Source organism: Thermobifida alba (genome assembly GCF_023208015.1).
In the GTDB taxonomy this organism is placed as follows: Bacteria; Actinomycetota; Actinomycetes; order Streptosporangiales; family Streptosporangiaceae; genus Thermobifida; species Thermobifida alba.
In genome coordinates this window covers 1,237,078-1,255,555 of sequence record NZ_CP051627.1, presented here as the reverse complement: position 1 = coordinate 1,255,555, position 18,478 = coordinate 1,237,078, and the positions used below count along the sequence as shown (strand labels likewise).

General features: G+C 72.6%; 19 protein-coding genes. 3 read left to right on the top strand and 16 right to left on the bottom strand.

From position 1 onward, the window contains the following. Positions 1-499: 499 nt before the first annotated feature. Together FOF52_RS05715 and FOF52_RS05710 are read right to left on the bottom strand one after the other, a co-directional pair. Complete coding sequence (locus FOF52_RS05715) at positions 500-1,516, bottom strand: asparaginase (protein WP_248592790.1); 1,017 nt, start codon at positions 1,514-1,516, stop codon at positions 500-502. 335 nt (positions 1,517-1,851) lie between these two features. Continuing rightward, complete coding sequence (locus FOF52_RS05710) at positions 1,852-2,382, bottom strand: DUF1697 domain-containing protein (protein ID WP_248592789.1); 531 nt, start codon at positions 2,380-2,382, stop codon at positions 1,852-1,854. 158 nt (positions 2,383-2,540) lie between these two features. Between FOF52_RS05710 and FOF52_RS05705 the strand changes: the two genes are divergently transcribed. Further along, the gene (locus FOF52_RS05705) at positions 2,541-3,011 is read left to right on the top strand and encodes a VOC family protein (RefSeq protein ID WP_248592788.1); all 471 of its coding nucleotides are present in this window, start codon (positions 2,541-2,543) and stop codon (positions 3,009-3,011) included. Between the two features lie 50 nt (positions 3,012-3,061). After that, positions 3,062-3,697, top strand: coding sequence for an MBL fold metallo-hydrolase (locus FOF52_RS05700; protein WP_248592787.1), 636 nt, complete (start codon positions 3,062-3,064; stop codon positions 3,695-3,697). Positions 3,698-3,715: 18 nt separating this feature from the next. Here the strand turns inward: FOF52_RS05700 and FOF52_RS05695 are convergent, their stop codons facing one another. The 7 genes from FOF52_RS05695 to FOF52_RS05665 all read right to left on the bottom strand — a co-directional run bounded on the left by FOF52_RS05695 (position 3,716) and on the right by FOF52_RS05665 (position 10,554). Further along, entirely contained in the window at positions 3,716-4,714 is a 999-nt protein-coding gene (locus FOF52_RS05695) for an NAD(P)/FAD-dependent oxidoreductase (protein WP_248592786.1), read from the bottom strand. Between the two features lie 413 nt (positions 4,715-5,127). Beyond that, positions 5,128-5,934 (bottom strand): TIGR02452 family protein, encoded by an 807-nt coding sequence (locus tag FOF52_RS05690; RefSeq protein WP_248592785.1) that lies wholly within the window; start codon positions 5,932-5,934, stop codon positions 5,128-5,130. Positions 5,935-6,004: 70 nt separating this feature from the next. Then, positions 6,005-6,370 (bottom strand): arsenate reductase family protein, encoded by a 366-nt coding sequence (locus FOF52_RS05685; RefSeq protein WP_248592784.1) that lies wholly within the window; start codon positions 6,368-6,370, stop codon positions 6,005-6,007. 333 nt (positions 6,371-6,703) lie between these two features. Then, positions 6,704-7,591 carry an alpha/beta fold hydrolase gene (locus FOF52_RS05680; RefSeq protein WP_248592783.1) on the bottom strand — a complete coding sequence of 296 codons (888 nt, stop codon included), beginning with the start codon at positions 7,589-7,591 and terminating at the stop codon, positions 6,704-6,706. A gap of 132 nt (positions 7,592-7,723) precedes the next feature. Next, positions 7,724-8,905: a thiolase family protein gene (locus FOF52_RS05675; protein ID WP_248592782.1), complete on the bottom strand. Its 1,182-nt coding sequence runs from the start codon at positions 8,903-8,905 to the stop codon at positions 7,724-7,726. Between the two features lie 52 nt (positions 8,906-8,957). Then, positions 8,958-9,782, bottom strand: a complete 825-nt coding sequence (locus FOF52_RS05670) for an SDR family oxidoreductase (RefSeq protein WP_248592781.1) — start codon at positions 9,780-9,782, stop codon at positions 8,958-8,960. A 13-nt stretch (positions 9,783-9,795) separates the two neighbouring features. After that, positions 9,796-10,554 carry an enoyl-CoA hydratase/isomerase family protein gene (locus FOF52_RS05665; protein ID WP_248592780.1) on the bottom strand — a complete coding sequence of 253 codons (759 nt, stop codon included), beginning with the start codon at positions 10,552-10,554 and terminating at the stop codon, positions 9,796-9,798. Between the two features lie 167 nt (positions 10,555-10,721). Here FOF52_RS05665 and FOF52_RS05660 point away from each other — a divergent pair, with 167 nt between their 5' ends. Then, positions 10,722-11,372 (top strand): TetR/AcrR family transcriptional regulator, encoded by a 651-nt coding sequence (locus FOF52_RS05660; RefSeq protein WP_248592779.1) that lies wholly within the window; start codon positions 10,722-10,724, stop codon positions 11,370-11,372. A 95-nt stretch (positions 11,373-11,467) separates the two neighbouring features. Here FOF52_RS05660 and FOF52_RS05655 read toward each other — a convergent pair whose 3' ends face one another. The 7 genes from FOF52_RS05655 to FOF52_RS05625 form a co-directional block, all read right to left on the bottom strand. Next, positions 11,468-12,175, bottom strand: a complete 708-nt coding sequence (locus tag FOF52_RS05655; protein WP_248592778.1) for an ABC transporter ATP-binding protein — start codon at positions 12,173-12,175, stop codon at positions 11,468-11,470. Positions 12,176-12,236: 61 nt separating this feature from the next. Continuing rightward, the gene (locus FOF52_RS05650) at positions 12,237-12,935 is read right to left on the bottom strand and encodes an ABC transporter ATP-binding protein (protein ID WP_248592777.1); all 699 of its coding nucleotides are present in this window, start codon (positions 12,933-12,935) and stop codon (positions 12,237-12,239) included. Next, the gene (locus FOF52_RS05645) at positions 12,932-13,888 is read right to left on the bottom strand and encodes a branched-chain amino acid ABC transporter permease (RefSeq protein WP_248592776.1); all 957 of its coding nucleotides are present in this window, start codon (positions 13,886-13,888) and stop codon (positions 12,932-12,934) included. The genes FOF52_RS05650 and FOF52_RS05645 overlap by 4 nt, the downstream gene beginning before the upstream one ends. Further along, on the bottom strand, positions 13,885-14,748 hold the full coding sequence (locus FOF52_RS05640) for a branched-chain amino acid ABC transporter permease (RefSeq protein ID WP_248592775.1): 864 nt from the start codon (positions 14,746-14,748) through the stop codon (positions 13,885-13,887). Before FOF52_RS05640 ends, FOF52_RS05645 begins: the two co-directional genes overlap by 4 nt. Then, positions 14,741-16,237 carry a class I adenylate-forming enzyme family protein gene (locus tag FOF52_RS05635; RefSeq protein ID WP_248592774.1) on the bottom strand — a complete coding sequence of 499 codons (1,497 nt, stop codon included), beginning with the start codon at positions 16,235-16,237 and terminating at the stop codon, positions 14,741-14,743. The genes FOF52_RS05640 and FOF52_RS05635 overlap by 8 nt, the downstream gene beginning before the upstream one ends. A 27-nt stretch (positions 16,238-16,264) precedes the next feature. After that, a complete protein-coding gene (locus FOF52_RS05630) occupies positions 16,265-17,437 on the bottom strand; it encodes an ABC transporter substrate-binding protein (protein WP_248592773.1) in 1,173 nt (390 codons plus the stop codon). A gap of 113 nt (positions 17,438-17,550) precedes the next feature. Next, positions 17,551-18,342 (bottom strand): enoyl-CoA hydratase/isomerase family protein, encoded by a 792-nt coding sequence (locus FOF52_RS05625; RefSeq protein WP_248592772.1) that lies wholly within the window; start codon positions 18,340-18,342, stop codon positions 17,551-17,553. Positions 18,343-18,478 lie beyond the last annotated feature (136 nt).

Sequence of the window (18,478 nt, the reverse complement as noted above, 5' to 3'; positions counted from 1 at the left end):
CTTCTCCGGTTGTTCTCGGGTCGGGAAACAGCCGAGGCTCCCCGAGCGGGTCAAGGAGCCTCGGCGACGGTCCGCACGCTCAGTCGAGGTCGCCCTCGATGAGCTCCAGCCGCCACCCCTCCAGGTGGACGACCTCGTCGGCGACCAGGACGATGATGAGCCCGGGCAGTTCGGCCATGACATTCTCCGATCATTCGACAGCCTTTGGACTTACAGATCGTCACAATTCAGAAAGGGAATGTCAACCGACTCGCGCCCCCTCGTCGCGGATTCGCGACAGATCGCCGCCCCCATTCTCACAATGTCGGGAAAATCCAAAAAAGAGCTGATCAGAGCCTGTTTCCTCATGCAGGAAACAGCATTTTCCCGCATTCTAGACAATGTCGAAAAACAGAGGAAAAACATTTCCTTCGATGCCGTGTCCGACAGCGGAGTACCGTCACCCCGTCGCAGGCAGAAATCCCCGCGCCCCGTCTCGTCCGGAGCCCGGGACGCGGATTCAGCCGTGGACGGCCCCGCCCGCACGCCCGAACGCCGAGACGACGGCGTCGCGGTCACCGCCGCAGGCCAGCAGCGCCCACAGCAGGACCCGGGCCTTGAGCGGATCCAGGAGGCCCGCACCGACCAGTCCGCGCTCCAACAGGTCGCGCTCTGACCCGGGGTAGGCGTAGGTGGCCCGCAGCACCGGCCCCGCACCGGTGCGGGAGGCCAGCACCACCGGCATGCTCCCCGCCAACTCACCCAGGGGGGCGACCAGGTCGCGGGGGACGTGCCCGCCGCCCGCACCGGCCACGACCAGGCCGTCGGCGCGTCCGGCCAGACCGTGCAGCAGCACCCCGTCGTCCCCGAGGGCCACGGTCACCAGGGGCACGCGCGGCCGGGCGCGCACCGCGGCCGGGTCGAGGGTGAAGCGGACGGTGGGACCGGAGAGGAACCAGGGGTCCCCCTCGGCGACCAGGCCGAGCGGTCCGCTGTCGGGGGAGGTGAACGCGCACACCCCGCTGGTGTGGGTCTTGCGGACCCGGCCCGCGGCGTGGATCTGGTCGGCCAGCACCACCAGCACGCCCCGGCCGCGGCTGGCCGGGTGGGCCGCGGTGCGCACCGCGGCCAGCAGGTTGGCGGGGCCGTCGGCACCGGCGAGGGCGGGGTTGCGCATCGCGCCGGTCACCACCACCGGCTCCGCGGCGGTGTGGAACAGGTCGAGCAGGTAGGCGGCCTCCTCAAGCGTGTCGGTGCCCTGGGTCACCACCACCCCGTCCACCCCGCCCCGGGCCAGCCGCCCGCGGATCTCGGCGGCCAGGGCGAGCAGGTCGTCGAACCCCAGCGAGGCGCTCGGCAGCCGACGGAAGTCCACCACCTCCACCTCGATCCCGGCATCGGCCCATCCGGGCACCGCCTCGACCAGTTGCGCGGCCGACAACGCCGGAACCACCCCCCGGCCGTTGTCGGAGGTCATGGCGATCGTCCCGCCCAGCCCGTAGACCACCACCCGGCGCGGCGAGGCGTGCGCGGACAACGGTTCTCCCTTCCCCGACATCGCGTGCACCGGCAGCCTAGCCACCCCTCCGCCCGGCCCCGGCCCCCGCCCCGTCCGCACCGGTCCACGAGAACACCGCAGGACAAGAAGCAGAGGACACCGCGCCCCGGTGCGGCGGCCGCGGCCCCCACGCCGACAGCCGGACAGCGGACTCCCGCGTTGTCGGTTCCCCTTCGGCCGACCGCGGCAGCAGAACGGCCGGGGCCCCACCGTCCGGTCCCCGAAGGAAGCACCCACGGCCCCGACGGCTCCGCGGGGCGGGCGCTTCCGGACGGGAGGAACCGGCCCCGGATTCCACCCCGTCCGGAAGCGGGTCACCCCTCCTCGGCGAGACGACGCAGCCGGACAGTGGTGGACCAGTTGCGGACCGTGCACGCGACCGCCAGCCGCCGCTCCAGCAGCCGGGGAAGCCTGGCGCGGCCCAGACCGTCGGGAAGGTACAGGTAGAGCTCCCGCTGCCCCACCGCCAGTTCCTCGGGGGCGAAAGCCTCGGGCCGCACGGACGCGAGCCGTTCCCGGTCGAGCGGCCCGGCCGGGAACACCACCGCGCACCGGGCCGGATCGCGCTCCGGGAAGGGCAGGGCGTCCACCGTCCGGGCCAGGTCGGCGGCGGTGCGCACCACGACGGTGACGCGCAGGCCGAACTCCGCGGCGACACGCCGCTCGATGTCCGCGGCGACGTGCTCTTCCGGCTGCTCGGGTGCGGTGAAGACCGCGTTGCCGCTCTGCAGCAGGGTGGCCGCGGCGCCGTAGCCGAGCCCCGACAGCAGCGCCCGCAGATCAGCCATCCGCATCCGGCGTCCTGCCACGTTGACCGCGCGCAGCAGCGCCGCGTACCTGGTCATCCCGTCCCCCTCCCGAAGCCGCCCCGACTAGGGGACGCCGCCCCCGGTGCCGTGCCCGTTTTCTTCCACGGCACGCGACCGGCCTTTCCGGTCAGGTTTTGCGCACCGGTTTTCTGTCACTTCCCCAAGGACCGGACCCACTCCAGAAAGGATCCGCCGTGCAGAAGATCACCACCTGCCTGTGGTTCGACGACCAGGCCGAGCAGGCCGCGAACTTCTACACCTCCCTGTTCGGCAACTCCCGGATCGTGGAGGTCCAGTACTACAACGAGGCGATGCCCGACCGGGCCGGCCAGGTCATGCTCGTCCTCTTCGAACTGGCCGGACAGCGGTTCATGGCCCTCAACGGCGGCCCCGAGTTCACGTTCACCGAGGCCGTCTCCCTGCACGTGGACTGCGCGGACCAGCGGGAGGTCGACGAGTTGTGGGCCAAGCTCACCGACGGCGGCCAGGAGTCGCAGTGCGGCTGGCTGAAGGACCGCTTCGGCCTGTCCTGGCAGATCATTCCCCGCCGGCTCACCGAGCTGCTCAACGACCCCGACCCGGACCGGGCGGTGCGCGCCACCCGCGCCATGCTCGGCATGCGCAAGATCGACGTGCAAGGGCTGCTGGAGGCCGTCGGGGACTGACCCCGGCGGCAACCGCGCCCGCCCCGCACGGCCACCGGGAGAATGGCGGCATGAAACTCACCAAACTGGGACACGCCTGCGTCCGCCTGGAGAAGAACGGCCGCGCCCTGGTCATCGACCCCGGCGTCCTGACACCGCAGGACGACGCGCTGGCCGGGGTCGAGGCCGTGCTCGTCACCCACGAGCACGCCGACCACCTCGACCCCGACCGGCTGCGCGCGGCCCTGGCCGCCGACCCGGACCTGACGGTCCACACCTGCCCGGGCGCGGCCCGCCGCCTGGCCGGCCTGGGCGAGAGGGTGCACGTGGTGCGCGACGGCGAGACGTTCACGGCCGCCGGTTTCGACGTCGCCGTCGCCGGAGAACACCACCAGAGGACCCTGCCGGACGCACTGCCCGTCGACAACGTCGGCTTCCTCGTCGACGGCGAGGTCTTCCACCCCGGCGACGCGTGGACCGTGGTGGACGCGCCCACCGTGCTGCCCGCCCTCCAGGCCCCGTGGGCGACCGTGGCCGACCTGGTCGCCTACCTGCGCCGGGCGGCGCCGCGCCGCGCCTTCCCGGTCCACGACGGCCTGCTCAACGAGCAGGGGCTGGCGATCTTCGACGGGGTGCTCGCCGCCGAGGCGCAACGCCTGGGCGCCGACATCCGCCGGCTGCGTCCCGGCCAGAGCGTGGACCTGTGACGGCCCCGCCCCGCAGGCTCAGGCGGCGGCCCCGCGGGCGTCCACCGCGCGGCGGACCTCTTCTTCCACCAGGTCGGCGTTGATCATCGCCGCGGCCCGCGCTCCCGCGGCCGCAGCCCCGATGACCTGCTCGTTCAGGGCGGTGACGTTGCCCGCCGCCCACACTCCGGGCACCTCGGTCCGTCCGGTGGCGTCGGTGGCGAGGTACTCCCCGATCACGTGTCCGTCCACCTCCTGGGGAGTCGTCGCCAGACCGAGGCCGGTGAGGAGACCCGCGCGGGCGACCATGCGTGTGGCCACCGCCAGGGCCTGCACCGCAACGGCCGTGCCGTCGGCGAGCCGCACCCCGGTGAGGCGGTCCGCGTCCACCTCCAGGCCCACCACCTCTCCCGGCACCACGCGGATTCCCCGGGCGGCGAGCCGCTCCTGCTCCCCCGCCGGGAAGTCGGGGGCGGTGTGCTGCAGGAGGGTGATGTCGCCGCTCCACTGCCGCCACAGCAGCGCCTGGTGGACCGCGAGCGGTCCGGTCGCCAGGACGCCGACCGCCCGGTCGCGCACCTCCCAGCCGTGGCAGTAGGGGCAGTGCAGCACGTCGCGTCCCCACCGCTGCTGCAGTCCCGGCACCGGCGGCAGTTCGTCGACCAGACCCGTGGTCACCAGCAGCCGCTGCGCCGTCACGGTCGATCCGTCGGCGAGGAGCAGGCGGAAACGCCCGTCGTCCAGGCGTTGCGCCGCGGCGACCTCGCCCGCCACGACCTCGCCGCCGTAGCCGGTCACCTCGGCGCGGCCGATGGCCAGCAGGTCCCGCGGGGAGGTGCCCTCACGGCCGAGGTAGCCGTGGACCCCGTCGGCGGGGGTGTTGCGCGGCTGTCCGGAGTCGACGACCAGGACCGAGCGGCGGGCCCGGGCCAGGACGAGCGCCGCGCCGAGCCCGGCGGCTCCTCCTCCGACGACCACGACCTCCCAGTGCCGCTTCCCGTGAGCGGCAGCGGTCTCGGCTCGGGTGGGTGTGCTCATGGTGTGCGCCTTCCGTTCGCGTGGACCCTCCCCTGTGGGAGAGGGGGCCGGTTCGCCCCCATCATCGGCGCCACCCCCACCCGGGTGACAAGATTTTTTGCCAGAACGGCAAGCGAAGCGGCGGGCGGCGGCGCTCAAGACCTCTTCCCCAGGGAAGACGCAGGTCATGTGGGTGGGAGGAACCCGCTGCGGGCCTCGGGACGCACAGCGAAGTTCCGCCAGGGCCGTGTCCCGGTGGCCGCCCCGGGAAAACAGGCCGCTTCGGGCGAAAGCCTCGGCGAGCACCGCCTCACGGACGGTGGGGTGCCCACCGGAGGGGGTGGGGGCGCGGAAGGCCTCCGCGTCCAGGGCACCCGCCAGGGCGGGATCGCCTCTTCCGCCTCTCCGGGACCGTGGGGAGCCGCTGGCCGGATTCATCCGGCCAGCGGCTCGAAGGCCTGCCTGGTCGTGCCGTCCCGGTCCAGGACCGCGAAGACCACGTGGTCGAACACGCCCGCGAAACCACCGGCGAGGTGGGTGCGGAAGGCTTCGGCGACCTCGTCGGGACGGTTGCCGAAGACCCCGCAGCCCCACGCGCCGAGCACGAGCCGCCGGTGCCCGTGGTGCGCGGCGGCGGCCAGGACCGCGCGGGCGCGGCGCCGCAGGGTCTCGGGGATGAGCGCGGCCTCGTGGGGGCGGTTGCGTTCGGTCATGCGCCGGTTGGGGGCGGCCGCGGTGAGGAACGCCGCCGCGACCGGTTCGGGCAGCCAGGAGCCGTCGTCGCGGCGGTACACCGGCACGTGCGGGGAGTAGACGAGACGGTCGCTGTAGAGCAGGGTGCGCTGCCGGCGGTGGTACTCGTAGTAGTCGGGGCAGCGCACCAGGCTGTCGTACAGGGCGCTGGCGCGGGCCAGGCTCTCCTCCTGGGCCCGGGCGCCGTTGGCCACGCCCCCGCCGGGGTTGCGGGCCGAGGCGAAGTTCAGCGCGGCCGCCTGGTCGCCGCCCTCGCCGGCCAGGCGGAGCAGGGCCTGCAGGGTGGTCTCGCCGGTGACCTCCACACGCGTGTCGCCCACCGTGCCGGCCCGCCACCCGTCGAACTCCCCGGGCAGGTGCAGCCGGGTGCCCGCGCGCATCCGTGCCAGGTGGGCGGACAGGTCGACGCGGCGGCCGGCGACCTCGTACCAGCCCCGCTCGAACGCCTCCCTCGTCTCCTGCCAGCGCCTGCGCAGCGTCTGCGACACGGTGGGCTCCTCACGCTCCGGATTCCGCGTCGGTGCACCCTACCGGGCCCGCCCCACGGCGGCGACCGAATTATCCGTCCCGCCCGTCCAGCATCCGGCGGACCGCCTCGTCGGTGCGGCCCACCACCGCCCGGTCCTCGGCGGTGATGATGGGCCGCTGGATGAGCACCGGATGGGCGGCCAGCGCCTCGATCCACCGGTCGCGCTGGGCAGCCTCGCGCGGCCAGTCGGCCATGCCCAGCTCCCGGGCCCGCTGCTCCCCGGTGCGGGTGATGTCCCACGGTTCCAGCCCGAGCCGGTCCAGGACCTCCCGCAGTTCGGCCGCGGTGGGCGGGTCCTCCAGGTAGCGGCGCACCGTGTAGTGCGCGCCCTCGGCGTCCAGCAGCGACAGCGCCGAACGGCACTTGGAACAGGCCGGGTTGATCCAGATCTCCATGCCGCCCATGATGCCGCCCGCCCCATCCGGCCCCGGACGCAGCCCGCGGCGACCTGCTCGGCGAGGCGCAGCGCCTCGACGAGCTGCCGGTACCGCACGTCGGAGGCCGGCAGCCCTCCGCCGGCCCGCCACGGGCCGCGGTTCACGGCGGGACCGGAGTGGCCGACAGTGCCCGCCGCGTGGGTGCTGCAGATGCTGTGGGCCGCGCTCCACGCGGCCCGGGAGCACGTCCGCAGCAACGGGGCCGCCGACTACGAGGCCCTGTCCGCCTGCGGACCCTCCGCAGGGTCGTGGCGGCCGGGGGCCGACCGTCCCCGGCCGCCGGCCTCCCGGTCAGTCGCGCAACTCGGCGAGGAAGGCGCGGACCGCGTCGACGAAGACGTCGTTGTCGTCCCCGGCGACCATGTGCCCCGCCTCCGCCACCTCGACGATCCGCGCCTTGCCGACCACCTCCAGCAGTTCGGCCGCCCCGTCGTGGTCGACGACGTCGGACCGTCCCCCGCGGATCAGGAGCACGGGGACGTCGATGCGGCGCGCGGCGCGCAGGACCTCGTCTGGGTCCGGCAGCCGGGAACCCGACGCCAGCGTCATGATGGCGGGGTCCCAGTGCCAGTACCACCGCCCGTTCGCGTGCTGCCGGACGTTCTTGCGCAGCCCGTCCAGGTTGCGGCGGCGCGGCCGCCGGTTGTACGCCGCCACGGCGTCGGCGACCTCCTCCAGGGAGGCGAAGCCGTCGAGGTGGCGGGCCATGAACTCGTGGATGCGCCGTCTGCCGTCGGGGCGGGGGCGCGGCACGATGTCGACCAGGACCAGGGCGCGCGCCACACGGTGGTGCCCCTCCAGCAGCAGCGCGGTCAACCCGCCCAGGGACGCCCCCACGATGACCGGCCGGTCCGGCGCCCGGGACACCACGTGGCGGATGTCCGCCACGAACCGGGCGAGCCGGTAGTCGCCGTCGGGCGCCCAGTCGCTGTCGCCGTGACCACGCAGGTCCAGGGTGGTGCAGTCCCAGCCGTCGGCCGCCAGCAGGCGGGCGGCCGCACCCCAGGAGTGCCGGGTCTGCCCGCCGCCGTGCAGGAACAGCAGGGACCCGGCGCCGCCCGCGCCCGACCACCGGTCGCCGCGCAGCACCACGTCCCCGCACGGGAAGGCCACCTCCCGGGCGGTGGCCCCGCCCCGGCCGCCGGTGTTCCTCTCCGCCGTGTTCACCCCGGTGTCCACCGGCTCTCCTCTCTTCTGCTCTGCTGTCCGTGCCCTGCGGCCACCACCGCGGCCACACCCGTCCGGCGTCCCGGCCGCAACCGGGGTGCGGTGTCCGCGCGGGGAGCGCACGGACACCGCACCCGAGCGGGGTCAGATCCGGCGCAGCAGGGCGGCCAGTGCCTGCCCACCGCCGATGCACATGGTGACCACGCCGAGTTCGAGGTCGCGGCGGACCAGGTCGCGGGCCACGCGGAGGGTCAGGATCGCTCCGGTGGCGCCGACCGGGTGGCCCAGCGCGATCGCCCCGCCGTAGGGGTTGGTCCTGGCCGGGTCCAGACCGGCGTCGCGGATGACGGCGACGGCCTGGGCGGCGAAGGCCTCGTTCAGCTCGACCACGTCGATGTCGGCCGGGGTGGTGCCGGTCCGCTCGAACAGGTTGCGCAGCGCCAGGACGGGGGCGTAGCCCATCAGCTGCGGGTCCATCGCCGCGGTCGCCACGGCCTCCAGGACGACCAGTCCCTTCAGGCCGCGTTCGGCGGCGACGGACTCGCGGGCCAGGACCAGCGCGGCCGCACCGTCGTTGATGCCCGAGGCGTTGCCCGCGGTGACCGTCCCCTCCTTCTCGAAGGCCGGACGCAGCTTGGCCAGGCCCTCCAGGGTGGTGTCGGGACGGGGGTGCTCGTCGGTGTCCACCACGACCGGCCGGCGGCCGCCGACCTCCACCGGGGTGATCTCCTCGGCGAAGGCCGCGCGGGCCGCCTCGGTGGCGGCGCGGCGCTGCGACTCCAGGGCGAACTCGTCCTGCTCGGCGCGGCTGACCCCGTACTTGCGGGCCACCGCCTCGGCGGTGCGGCCCATGTGCACGTTGGAGAACGGGTCGGTGAGCATGGCCACGGTGCCGTCGACGAGCGTGCGGTCGCCGAGCCGGTAGCCGGAGCGGGCGCCGAAGTCGTAGAACGGCATCCGGCTCATGTTCTCGTCGCCGCCGGCCAGCGCGATGTCGGCCGCCCCCCAGCGGATCTGCATCGCCGCCGACCAGACAGCCTGCAGTCCGCTGCCGCACAGCCGGTTGACGGTGTAGGCGGGGGTGTTCTCCGGCAGGCCCGCGGCGATGGCGACGCGCCGGGCGTTGTAGGCGTCCGGGCCGACCTGGCCGATGCAGCCCATGACCACTTCGTCGATGTCGGAGCCCTCCACCGCGGCCCGCTCCAGGGCGGCCCGGGCGGCGGTCGCGCCGAGTTCGTGGGCGGGCACGTCCTTGAACGCGCCGCCGAAGCTGCCGATCGGTGTGCGCGCACCGTCGACCACAACGATCCGTTCGGGGGAGCTCATGGTTCGGTGTTCTCCTCACTGGACAAAATGCTTCTAATGATGAGCAGGTATATCAGCTCACCGTACGAGTCTCCTGAGAGTGGTGCGGCGGCGCTTCGGCGGGGGGCAGAATCCGGTCCTGGAGCCTGCGCATGCCGGCGAGCCAGCGGTCGGTGTCGCTCGCCCGGGCGAGGTAGTAGTCGGCCACCTCCGGGTGCGGCAGGATCAGGAAGCGCCCGTCGGCGAGCCCCGCGACGGCGGCCTCGGCGACCTGTTCCGGGGTGAGGGCGCCCGGCTCCAGGATGACCTGTCCGGCCCTGCCCGTGGCCGCCAGCATGTCCGTGGCCACTCCCTGGGGGCACAGCGCCTGGACGGTGATGCCCCGGGACCCGTAGGTGGCCGAGAGCCACTCGGCGAACCCGAGACTGGCGTGCTTGGTCACCGAGTACGGCGCCGACCCCAGCATCGTCAGCAGCCCGGCCGCCGACACCGTCGCGAGCAGGTGGCCGCGGCCCCGCTCCAGCCAGGCGGGCAGCAGCCGCCGGGCCGCGTGCACGTGGGCCAGCACGTTGACCCGCCAGGCCGTCTCCCACACCGCGTCGTCCTGCTCCGGTCCGCCCATCGGCGCGACCCCGGCGTTGGCGCAGAACAGGTCCACCGCGCCGAAGTGCCGCTCGGCGGTGGTCACCAACCGGTCGACGACGGCCCCGTCGGCGGCGTCGCCCGCCACCGCGATACCGCCGACCTCCTCGGCGACGCCCTCGGCCGCCTCGCGGTCGACGTCGTTGACCACCACCAGCGCGCCCTCGGCCGCGAGCCTGCGGGCCAGCGCGGCGCCGATGCCGCCGCCCGCACCGGTCACGATCGTGCCGCAGCCGTCGAGTCGAATCCCGGGCATGGTCCTCCTCCCGCTAGCGTCCCCCGAAGGAGGGCCGGCGCTTCTCCACGAACGCCCGCACCCCCTCCTGGACGTCCTGGCTGTCGTTGACGATGTCGACCGCGAACTCGGCGTCGCCCAGCGCCTGGTCGAAGGTGAGGCTCTGCGCCCTGCGCACCATCCGCTTGGCGAGGCGGACGGCCAGGGGCGCGCGCCGCGCCAACTCCTCGGCCAGTTCCGCGCCGCGCCGGTGCAGGTCGTCGTCGGCGACGACCTCGGTGACCAGCCCCAGCTCCCGGGCGCGCGCCGCCCCGTAGACCTCGTTGAGCAGGGTCATGCGCAGGGCCGCGTCCACCCCCATGACCCGGGGGAAGACCCAGGCCCCTCCCTCGTCGGGCAGCAGCCCCACCCGCCCGCTGGTGTCCCCGAGGCGGGCGCTTCGGGCCGCGATGCGGAAGTCGCACAGCAGCGCCAGGACGAGCCCCCCGGCCACCGCCGGGCCGTTGACCAGGGCGATGACCGGCTTGTCCAGGGCGTACAGCGCCCGGTTCACCGCGTGCATGCCCTCCCGCATCACCATGCCGTGGCCGAGCTGCCGGGTCGCCCCCTCCTCGGCCTCCTTGGCGCTGCGCACGTCCCCGCCGGCGCAGAACGCCCTGCCCGCGCCGGTGAGAACCAGGGCCCGCATCCCGTCGTCGCGCTGGTATTTTCGGAACGCGTCGACCAGTTCGGCGCACATCTCGGCGTTGTACGCGTTCAGCACCTCGGGCCGGTTGAGAGTGATCCATCCCACTCTTCCGCGTTGGTCAAAGAGGATTGTTTGGTAGGTCACTCGCTTCGCCTCCTCGGCGTACCGGGCCGGAGGCGCCCCGGCCCGATATGTGATATCGATGTCAACTTCAAGCATGAAATAGACTGTCCCCGACACCGCGGACACCCCGGCGAACGCAAGGAGCGACAATGCCCAAGAACACCGAGGCCACCCCCAAAAACCAGCAGGGTGCCCCCGAGTCGGCGCTGACCCCGCGTGCCCGGCGCACCCGAAAGGCACTGCTGGAGGCGGCCCAGAAAGTGTTCGAACGGGACGGTTTCCACAACGCCCGGATCACCGACATCGCCGATACCGCCGGGGTGGCCCACGGCACCTTCTACACGTACTTCGGCTCCAAGGAGACCATCTTCCTCGCCCTCGTCGACGGTTTCCTCTCCGAACTGCTCTTCCCGTCGAGTCCGAACTCCGAGAAGATCAAAATCGACTCCTTCGAACGGTTGAAGAAGAGCAATCGGGATTATCTGGAGATCTACCGCGACTACGGCCGCATCATTGCCATCTGGGAGGAACTCGCCAAATACAACAAAGAGGCCGCGGAGAAACTGAAGCAGGGAGAGGACGCGTTCATCCTGCGTGCGCGACGCAAAATCGAGCAGCTCCAGCGGGACGGGCTGGCCGATCCGGACATCGACGCACGGTACGCGGCCCGGGCGCTCACCGGAATGGTCCACAAGTTCGCCGACACCTGGTTCTCCAAGAAGGAGGACTTCGAGTTCGAGCAGGCTGTCGAGCAGCTGTCCCTGCTGTGGGCCAACGCGCTGCGCATGAAGCGGACCTGACCGCCGGGCCGTCGACGGCCCCCTCGCCCCGCCAGGACGCACGTCCGGCCCCGGGCCGGTTCCGGCCCGGGCAGCCGGCACCGTTGCCGCGGACGTCACGGCTGTCCGTCGGCCTTCTGCTGCAGGCGCCGGGGGTCGGCCAACTCCTCCTTCGACAGCCGCGACTCCACGACCTCCCCCAGCCGCAGCAGGACGCCGCGGTCGGCGATCCGCGCCGCGAAGGCCGTGTTCTGCTCCAGCACGATGGTGGTGACCGAGAACTCCCGTCCCAGTTCGGCGAGGAACTCGCTCACCGACCTGACCGCGGCCGGGGACAGGCCCAAGGACGGCTCGTCCAGGACCAGCAGCGAGGGCCTGGCCATGAGCGCCCGGGCGATCGCCAGCAGCTGCTGCTCGCCACCGCTGAGCAGACCGGCCCGCACCCGCGCCCGCTCGGCGAGCCGCGGCATGCGTTCGAAGACGACGTCCCGGCGCTCCCGCCAGTCGAACGCCCGCCGGACGGCAAAGGCTCCCACCCTGAGGTTGTCCTCAACCGTCATCTGCGGAAACACCATGCGTCCCTCGGGGACGTAGACGACTCCCGCGCGCACGGCATCACGCGGAAGCTCCCGGCCTCCGTAGCGGACCTCGCCCGTGGCGGGCACCAGCCGGGCGATGGCCTTGCCCAGCGTGCTCTTGCCCGCCCCGTTGGCTCCCACGACCGCGACGCACTCCCCGGTCGCGACGTCGAACGACACCCCGTGCAGCGCGATGGCGGCACCGTAGCGCACGCACAGGTTCCGGACGGCTAGTTGTTGTGACATGAGCGGCCTCGCGTCCTTGGGGAAGATGTCGGATGACTCGCTTCGCTGCACCGGCAGCCGGTCAGGCCAGGTACGTCTCGGCCAGCTCCGGCCGGCCGAGCACCTCGTCCGGCTCCCCGTCGGCGACCTTGCGTCCGGTGTCCAGGACGACCAGCCGGTCGACGAGCTGCCTGGTGCGGGCGATGTCGTGTTCGATGAGGCAGATCGCGACCCCCTCGGAGTGCACCTTGCGGATCATCTGCACCACGTGGTCGCGGTCGGTGCTGTCCAGGCCCGCCAGCGGCTCGTCCAACAGCAGCAGCCGGGGGCGGCGCACCACCGCCACCGCGATCCCCACGAGCTTGCGGGTGGCCAGGGAGCAGTCCCCGACCCGCATCTCCCAGCAGGGGTGCAGCTCCAGCAGGTCGCGGACCTCGCGCACGACGTCCGGGGCGTGCCTCCCGGCGGCCAGCAGGAGGTTGCGTTCGACGGTGAGGTCGGCGAATCCGCCGACGTTCTGGAACGTGCGCACCAGTCCCTTGCGGGCGATGCGGTGCGCGGGCAGCCGGGTGATCGGTTCACCGAGCCAGGCGACCTCCCCGGCCGTGGGGCGCACAAACCCGGTCACGGTGTTGAACAGGGTCGTCTTGCCCGCTCCGTTGGGGCCGATGACGCCCACGACCTCGTCGGCGTGCACGCGCAGGTCCACGTCGGTCAGGATGTGCACACCGCCCACGGTCACCGAGATCCCGCGCAGGTCGAGCAGCGCAGTGGTGTTCACGCCGTCCTCCTTCTGAACAGCGGCACCCGCGACACCAGGCCGACGATGCCCTTCGGTTCGACCAGGGCGATCACCGCGAGCGCCCCGCCCACCAGGGCGATGCGCACGGCCGGCGCCAGGTCCAGGTACATGGGCAGCACCATGAGGAAGGCGACCCCCGACAGCGCGCCCCACAGCGACCGGGTCCCGCCCACGATCAGCAGGCTCAGCAGGAAGATCGACTGGCTCACCCCCATGGACTCCGGTCCGATGAAGCCGACCATGGGCGCCCACAGCACGCCGGCGAACGCCGCCAGGGCCGAGGCCACCGCGAAGACCAGCGTCTTGTAGAACGTGGGGTTGAGCCCCAGGCCCCGCGCTCCGCTCTCGTCGTCGCGGATCGCGGTGAGGCGCAGTCCCAGGTGGGAGTTGCGGATCCAGACCACCACGAGCAGCGCCACGACGAAGGCGGCCACCAGCCACAGGGAGAAGTACCGGTAGATGCTGAATCCGAACGGCATCTCCTCGCCCACCCCCCAGGACACGGTCAGCCCCTGCGTGCCGCCGAGCAGCTCCGGCGACTTGTGCACGATCTGGACCATGAGCTCGCCCACGGCGAAGGTGGCGATGGCGAAGGACATGCCCGCGGTGCGTCCGACCATCGGCAGCCCGACGAGGGCCGCCGCGACCGCCGCGCCGAGGACGGCGACGGCTCCGGCGAGCGGCAGCGGCCAGCCGACGTGCTGGTTGAGCACCACCGCGCAGTAGGCGCCCGCGCCGAAGAACGCGGCGTGCCCGGCGGGGAGCAGGTTGAGGTCGCCCACCATCAGGTCGAGGCTGAGGACCAGCACCCCGTAGGCCAGGAAGGTGTTCAGCAGCAGCACCCGGCTGTCGGGCACGGTGAACGCCATGACCACCAGCACCGCCCCCGCCGCGACCGCGGCCAGGGAGTGCAGCAGCGCGGTTCTGGTCATCCGGCCCGCACCTCCTTGCGGTTGAACAACCCCTGGGGCGCGACCAGCAGCACGACGACCATCAGACCGAAGGCGTAGACACTGGTCAGGCTGGGGTCGATGTAGCGGGCCGACAGCGCCTCCACCAGGCCGAGCATCAGGGAGGCCACCAGGACCCCCTCTGCGGAGCCGAGTCCCCCGATGATCGCCACCACGAACCCGGTCAGCAGGTAGTCGGCTCCGGTCAGCGGGGTCACCGGAGCGACCGAGGCGATGCACATGCCCGCGGTCCCCGCCAGCAGTCCGGCGACGACGAAGGCGTAGAGCCCCACGCGCCTGGCCGACAGGCCCAGGGTGGCGGCGGCGAAGCGGTCCTCGCCGCACGCCCGCAGCGCCAGCCCCACCCAGCTCCGTTTGAGCAGGACCGCCACGGCCGCCACGATCAGCACGCTCACCGCGATGACGAGCACCCGCGACCAGGCGACCTGCTCTCCGCCGAAGAGCGCGAAGGTGCCCTCGATGCGCGGGCCCGTGCGCGGGGTGGTGGAGAACATCTCGACGAACAGGTTCTCGGCGAACAGCATCAGGCCCAGGGAGAAGGCCAGCCCCTGCAGGTGGTTGCCGATCGTGAAGCGGAACCCGACCAGGTACACCAGCGCCGCCACCACCACGGTGAGCAGCAGCGCCAGCGGCACGGCCACGGGGGCCGACAGCGCCGCGGTGAGGGTGACGAGGGCGAAGGCTCCCACGGTCACGAACTCCCCGTGGGCGAAGTTCAGGATGTGGGTGACCCCGAAGGTCAGGGTCAGGCCGAGCCCCACCAGGGCGTAGAGCCCGGCCTGCATCACCCCCACCAGCAGGGTGAGGAGGAGGTCACTCACGGCTGCCCACCACCATGTCGCGGACCAGGAAGCGCTGCAGTTTGCCCATGGAGTTGCGGGGCAGTTCGTCGACGACCACCAGGCGCCGGGGGGACTTGTAGTCGGCGAGGTGCTGCTTGCAGAAGGCGCGCAGCTGCGCGGAGTCCAGCGTCTTGCCGGGGTGCAGGACCGCCACGGCGACGACGGCCTCGCCCCAGCGTTCGTCCGGTTGTCCGACGACCACGCACTCGCGGACGGCGGGGTGGCGCAGCACCACCTGCTCCACCTCGGCGGCGTAGACGTTCTCGCCGCCGCTGATGATCATCCCGTGCTTGCGGTCGACCACGCGCAGCCGCCCGTCCTCGGTGACGTAGCCGATGTCCCCGGACAGGACCCACTCCCCGCGGCGCGTCGTTCCCGCGGTGGCCGGGTTCAGGTAGCCCGCGGAGCAGCAGAGCGTGCGGACGGCGATCTCGCCGCGCTCCCCCGGGGCGCAGGGGCGGCCCGCCTCGTCGAACACGGCCACGTCCGAGCCGACCGTGGCGTGGCCGACCGTGCCGTCGGCCACGGTGTCGGGGCGTTTGGCCTCCCGGGTGGCGAACCCCGCCTCGGTCCAGCCGTAGACCTCCTGGATCTCGGCGTTGGGGAACATCTCGAAGGCCTCGGCGAGCAGGTCGGGGGAGACGGCCGCCCCCGAGGTCATCATCGACCGCATCGCGGTCAGCGGTTTCCTGCCGCGGCGCTTCCACTCCTCCAGGAGCATGAGGGTCATCGAGGGGACCAGGAAGGCGAAGGTGGCCGAGGTGGCGAACTCGTCGCAGGCGCGTTCCGCCGAGAAGTTCGGCATGATCCGCACCTGGCCGCCCATGAGCCAGGTGGCCAGGGCGAAGCTGGAGTAGGACATGTGGAACAGCGGGCCGGGCACGAGCATCACCTCGTCGGCGCGGACCCCCAGCTGCCAGCCCCAGCGCATGGTGTTGACCACCCAGGAGTCGTTGTGGAAGGCCGCTCCCTTGGGCAGTCCGGTGGTGCCGGAGGTGTAGAACACCACGGCGGTCCGCCGGCCCCGGGAGGCGTCGGCCGTGAGGTCGCGGAACCGTCCGCTGGGCTGGATGGCGGCGGCGTCGATGACCTCGGTGCCGCCGGCCACCCGCCGGGCGGTGGCCAGGCACTCCCCGGCGGCCAGGACGGCTCCCGCCCCGGAGTCGGTGAGGATGTGGGCGATCTCCTGGTCGGCGAGCCGGGTGTTGACCGGGACCGCCCCGACCCCGGCGACCTGGCAGGCCAGGTAGCTGGCCAGGGCGTCGAGGCTGTTGGGCAGCAGGGTCGCGACCATCGGGCCGTGCGGTCCGGCGGGGGTGTGCCGCAGCGCGTCGGCCAGGTCGCCGACGCGCTGCCAGAGCTGGCGGTAGGTGAAGGTGCGGTCCGGGTCGCCCAGTTCCACCGCGGCGATGTGGTCGGGGCGGGAGCGGGCGCTCATCGCGACGAGGTCGGCGAGGGTGTAGTCCACCGTGTGGTCTCCTTTCTCTTCCGGGGGTCAGTTGCCGCCGAACAGGACGACCTCGCTGGCCCCGTCCCGCAGGAATCCCGCCGCCATGGGGCTGGTGTTGATGCCGTCGTCGTCGAAGGAGAGCTGGACGACGCCCTCGTAGGCCGCTCCGCGCAGCGCCTCGGAGACCTTCTCCACGTCGGTGGTCGTCCCGGCCTCCTGCATCGCCCGGACCAGCATCCCCACGTAGTCGTAGTGGACGAAGGGGAAGTAGGTCATGCGTTCGGCCTCGATGCCGAAGTGCTCGGTGAACCGCTCCACGAACGCGCTCTGCGCCTCGTCGGCCGGGTACAGCGGGTCGGCGCCGAGGATGAGCCAGGTGTAGGCGTCCAGCTGGTCGGCGCGGTCGACGCCGGGCTGGGCGGAGATGCCGCGGGTGATGAAGGTGCCGGGGAGTCCCGCCTCCAGGGCGGCGTCCATGATCGCGGCGGCGGAGCCGTCGTTGTTGTAGCCGATGAAGAGGGCGTCCACGGAGTCGCGGTCGATGCGCCGCACGATCGGGGAGAAGTTCGTCGAGCCGGGGTCGTAGTACTCGGTCCGCACCGTCTCGATGCCGACCTCGGCGAAGGCCTCGGCGTAGACCGGGGCGAGCTGGCGGCCCGTCTCGTCGTCGTTCATCAGCACGGCAATGCTCTCGACGCCGTCCAGCTCCGCGGCCACCGCGGGGATGTAGCCTTCGCTGACCATCGCCCCGTCGGGCGGGGACAGCCGGAAGAACGGCTCGCCCTGCCCGGTGTAGTCGTCCATCCCGGTCGACACCGACAGCAGCATCGTGGTGCCGGAGCGCTGCACCGCGGTGGCCACCGGGGGGACGGCCGCGGCCATGTCGGGGCCGAAGATGTAGTGCGCCCCGAACCCGTTGATGAGGTCCTGGGCGAGGGCGGCGGCGTTGGTGGGGTCGCTGGCGAGGTCCTCGGCCCGGTACTCGACGGTGCACTGCCGGCCGTCGACCTCGAATCCTTCGGCGTTGACGTCCTCGACCGCCAGCGCGATGGCGCGTTCGCCGTCCACGCCGAAGACCGAGGCCGCTCCGGTCTGGCTGAAGATGGAGCCGATCCGGACCACGCAGTCCCCTGCTGCGGGGGCCTCGGCGGAGCACGCGGCCACCGAGCAGAGCACGGCCGCGGCGGTGAGAGCGGAACCGATCGTCTTCGTCGACACGGTGTTCCTCCTGCTGTGTGGGGTCCCCGTACCAGGGGCCGCGGGGACGGGGTGGGGGTGGTGCGGGCTCGGGGCGGCCGCGGGGTGCGGTGCGGCGGCCCGGGCTGCTCGGCTCAGCGGCCGGTGAACTGCGGGGGGCGCCGTTCCAGGAACGCCCGTGCCGCTTCGCCGCAGTCGGCGGAGGTCGAGGTCGTCACCTGGCGCAGTGCCTCCAGGTCGAGTGCGGAGTTGAAATCGCTGGTCAGCGCGTGGTTGAGGTTCTGTTTGATGCCGGCGACCGCCAGCGGGGGCAGCGCAGCGAGTTCCTGCGCCGTCCGCAGGGCGCTGCTGCGCAGCTCCTCGTCGGCGACGACGGTGTTGACCAGGCCGATGTCCAGTGCCTCGCGCGCGCCCACCTTCCGGTTGAGCAGGTACAGCTCGCGGGCCCGGGCGGGGCCCACGATGCGCGGCAGGGTCCAGGTTCCGCCGAAGTCGCCGGTCAGTCCGGCGCTGACGAAGGAGGTGCGGAACACGGCGCTGTGCGCGGCGATGCGGAGGTCGGCCGCGCAGGCCCAGGCCAGTCCGGCGCCCGCGCAGGGGCCGTTGACCGCCGCGATGACCGGTTTGGGCATCTCGTGCATGAGTTGGCTGCTGCGGTGCAGTTCGCGCAGTTCGGCGACCTCGGCGTTGACGTCGACGCGGGCGTCGACGTCGGCGATGTCGGCGAGGTCGCCGCCCGCGCAGAAGCCCCGTCCGGCTCCGGTGAGGACGACGCAGCGCACCTGGGGGTCCGCGGCGGCCGCGGAGAGGTGGTCCACGAGCTCCCGGACCATGGGCCTGGTCATGGCGTTGAGCCGGTGGGGGCGGTTGAGTTCGAGCAGCAGCACGGGGCCGCTGCGGGAAGAGAGCACTAGGGGGCCGGACACTGTTCATCCACCTGTCTGCGATGTCCGAAGGGCTGGCGGCCGGCGCGGACCGGGGACCCGCCGGCCGGGCTCCCACGCTAAGACAAGTTGAATCTGACGTCAACTTCTGTTAGGTTCCAGCCGCGGCACAGGCCCA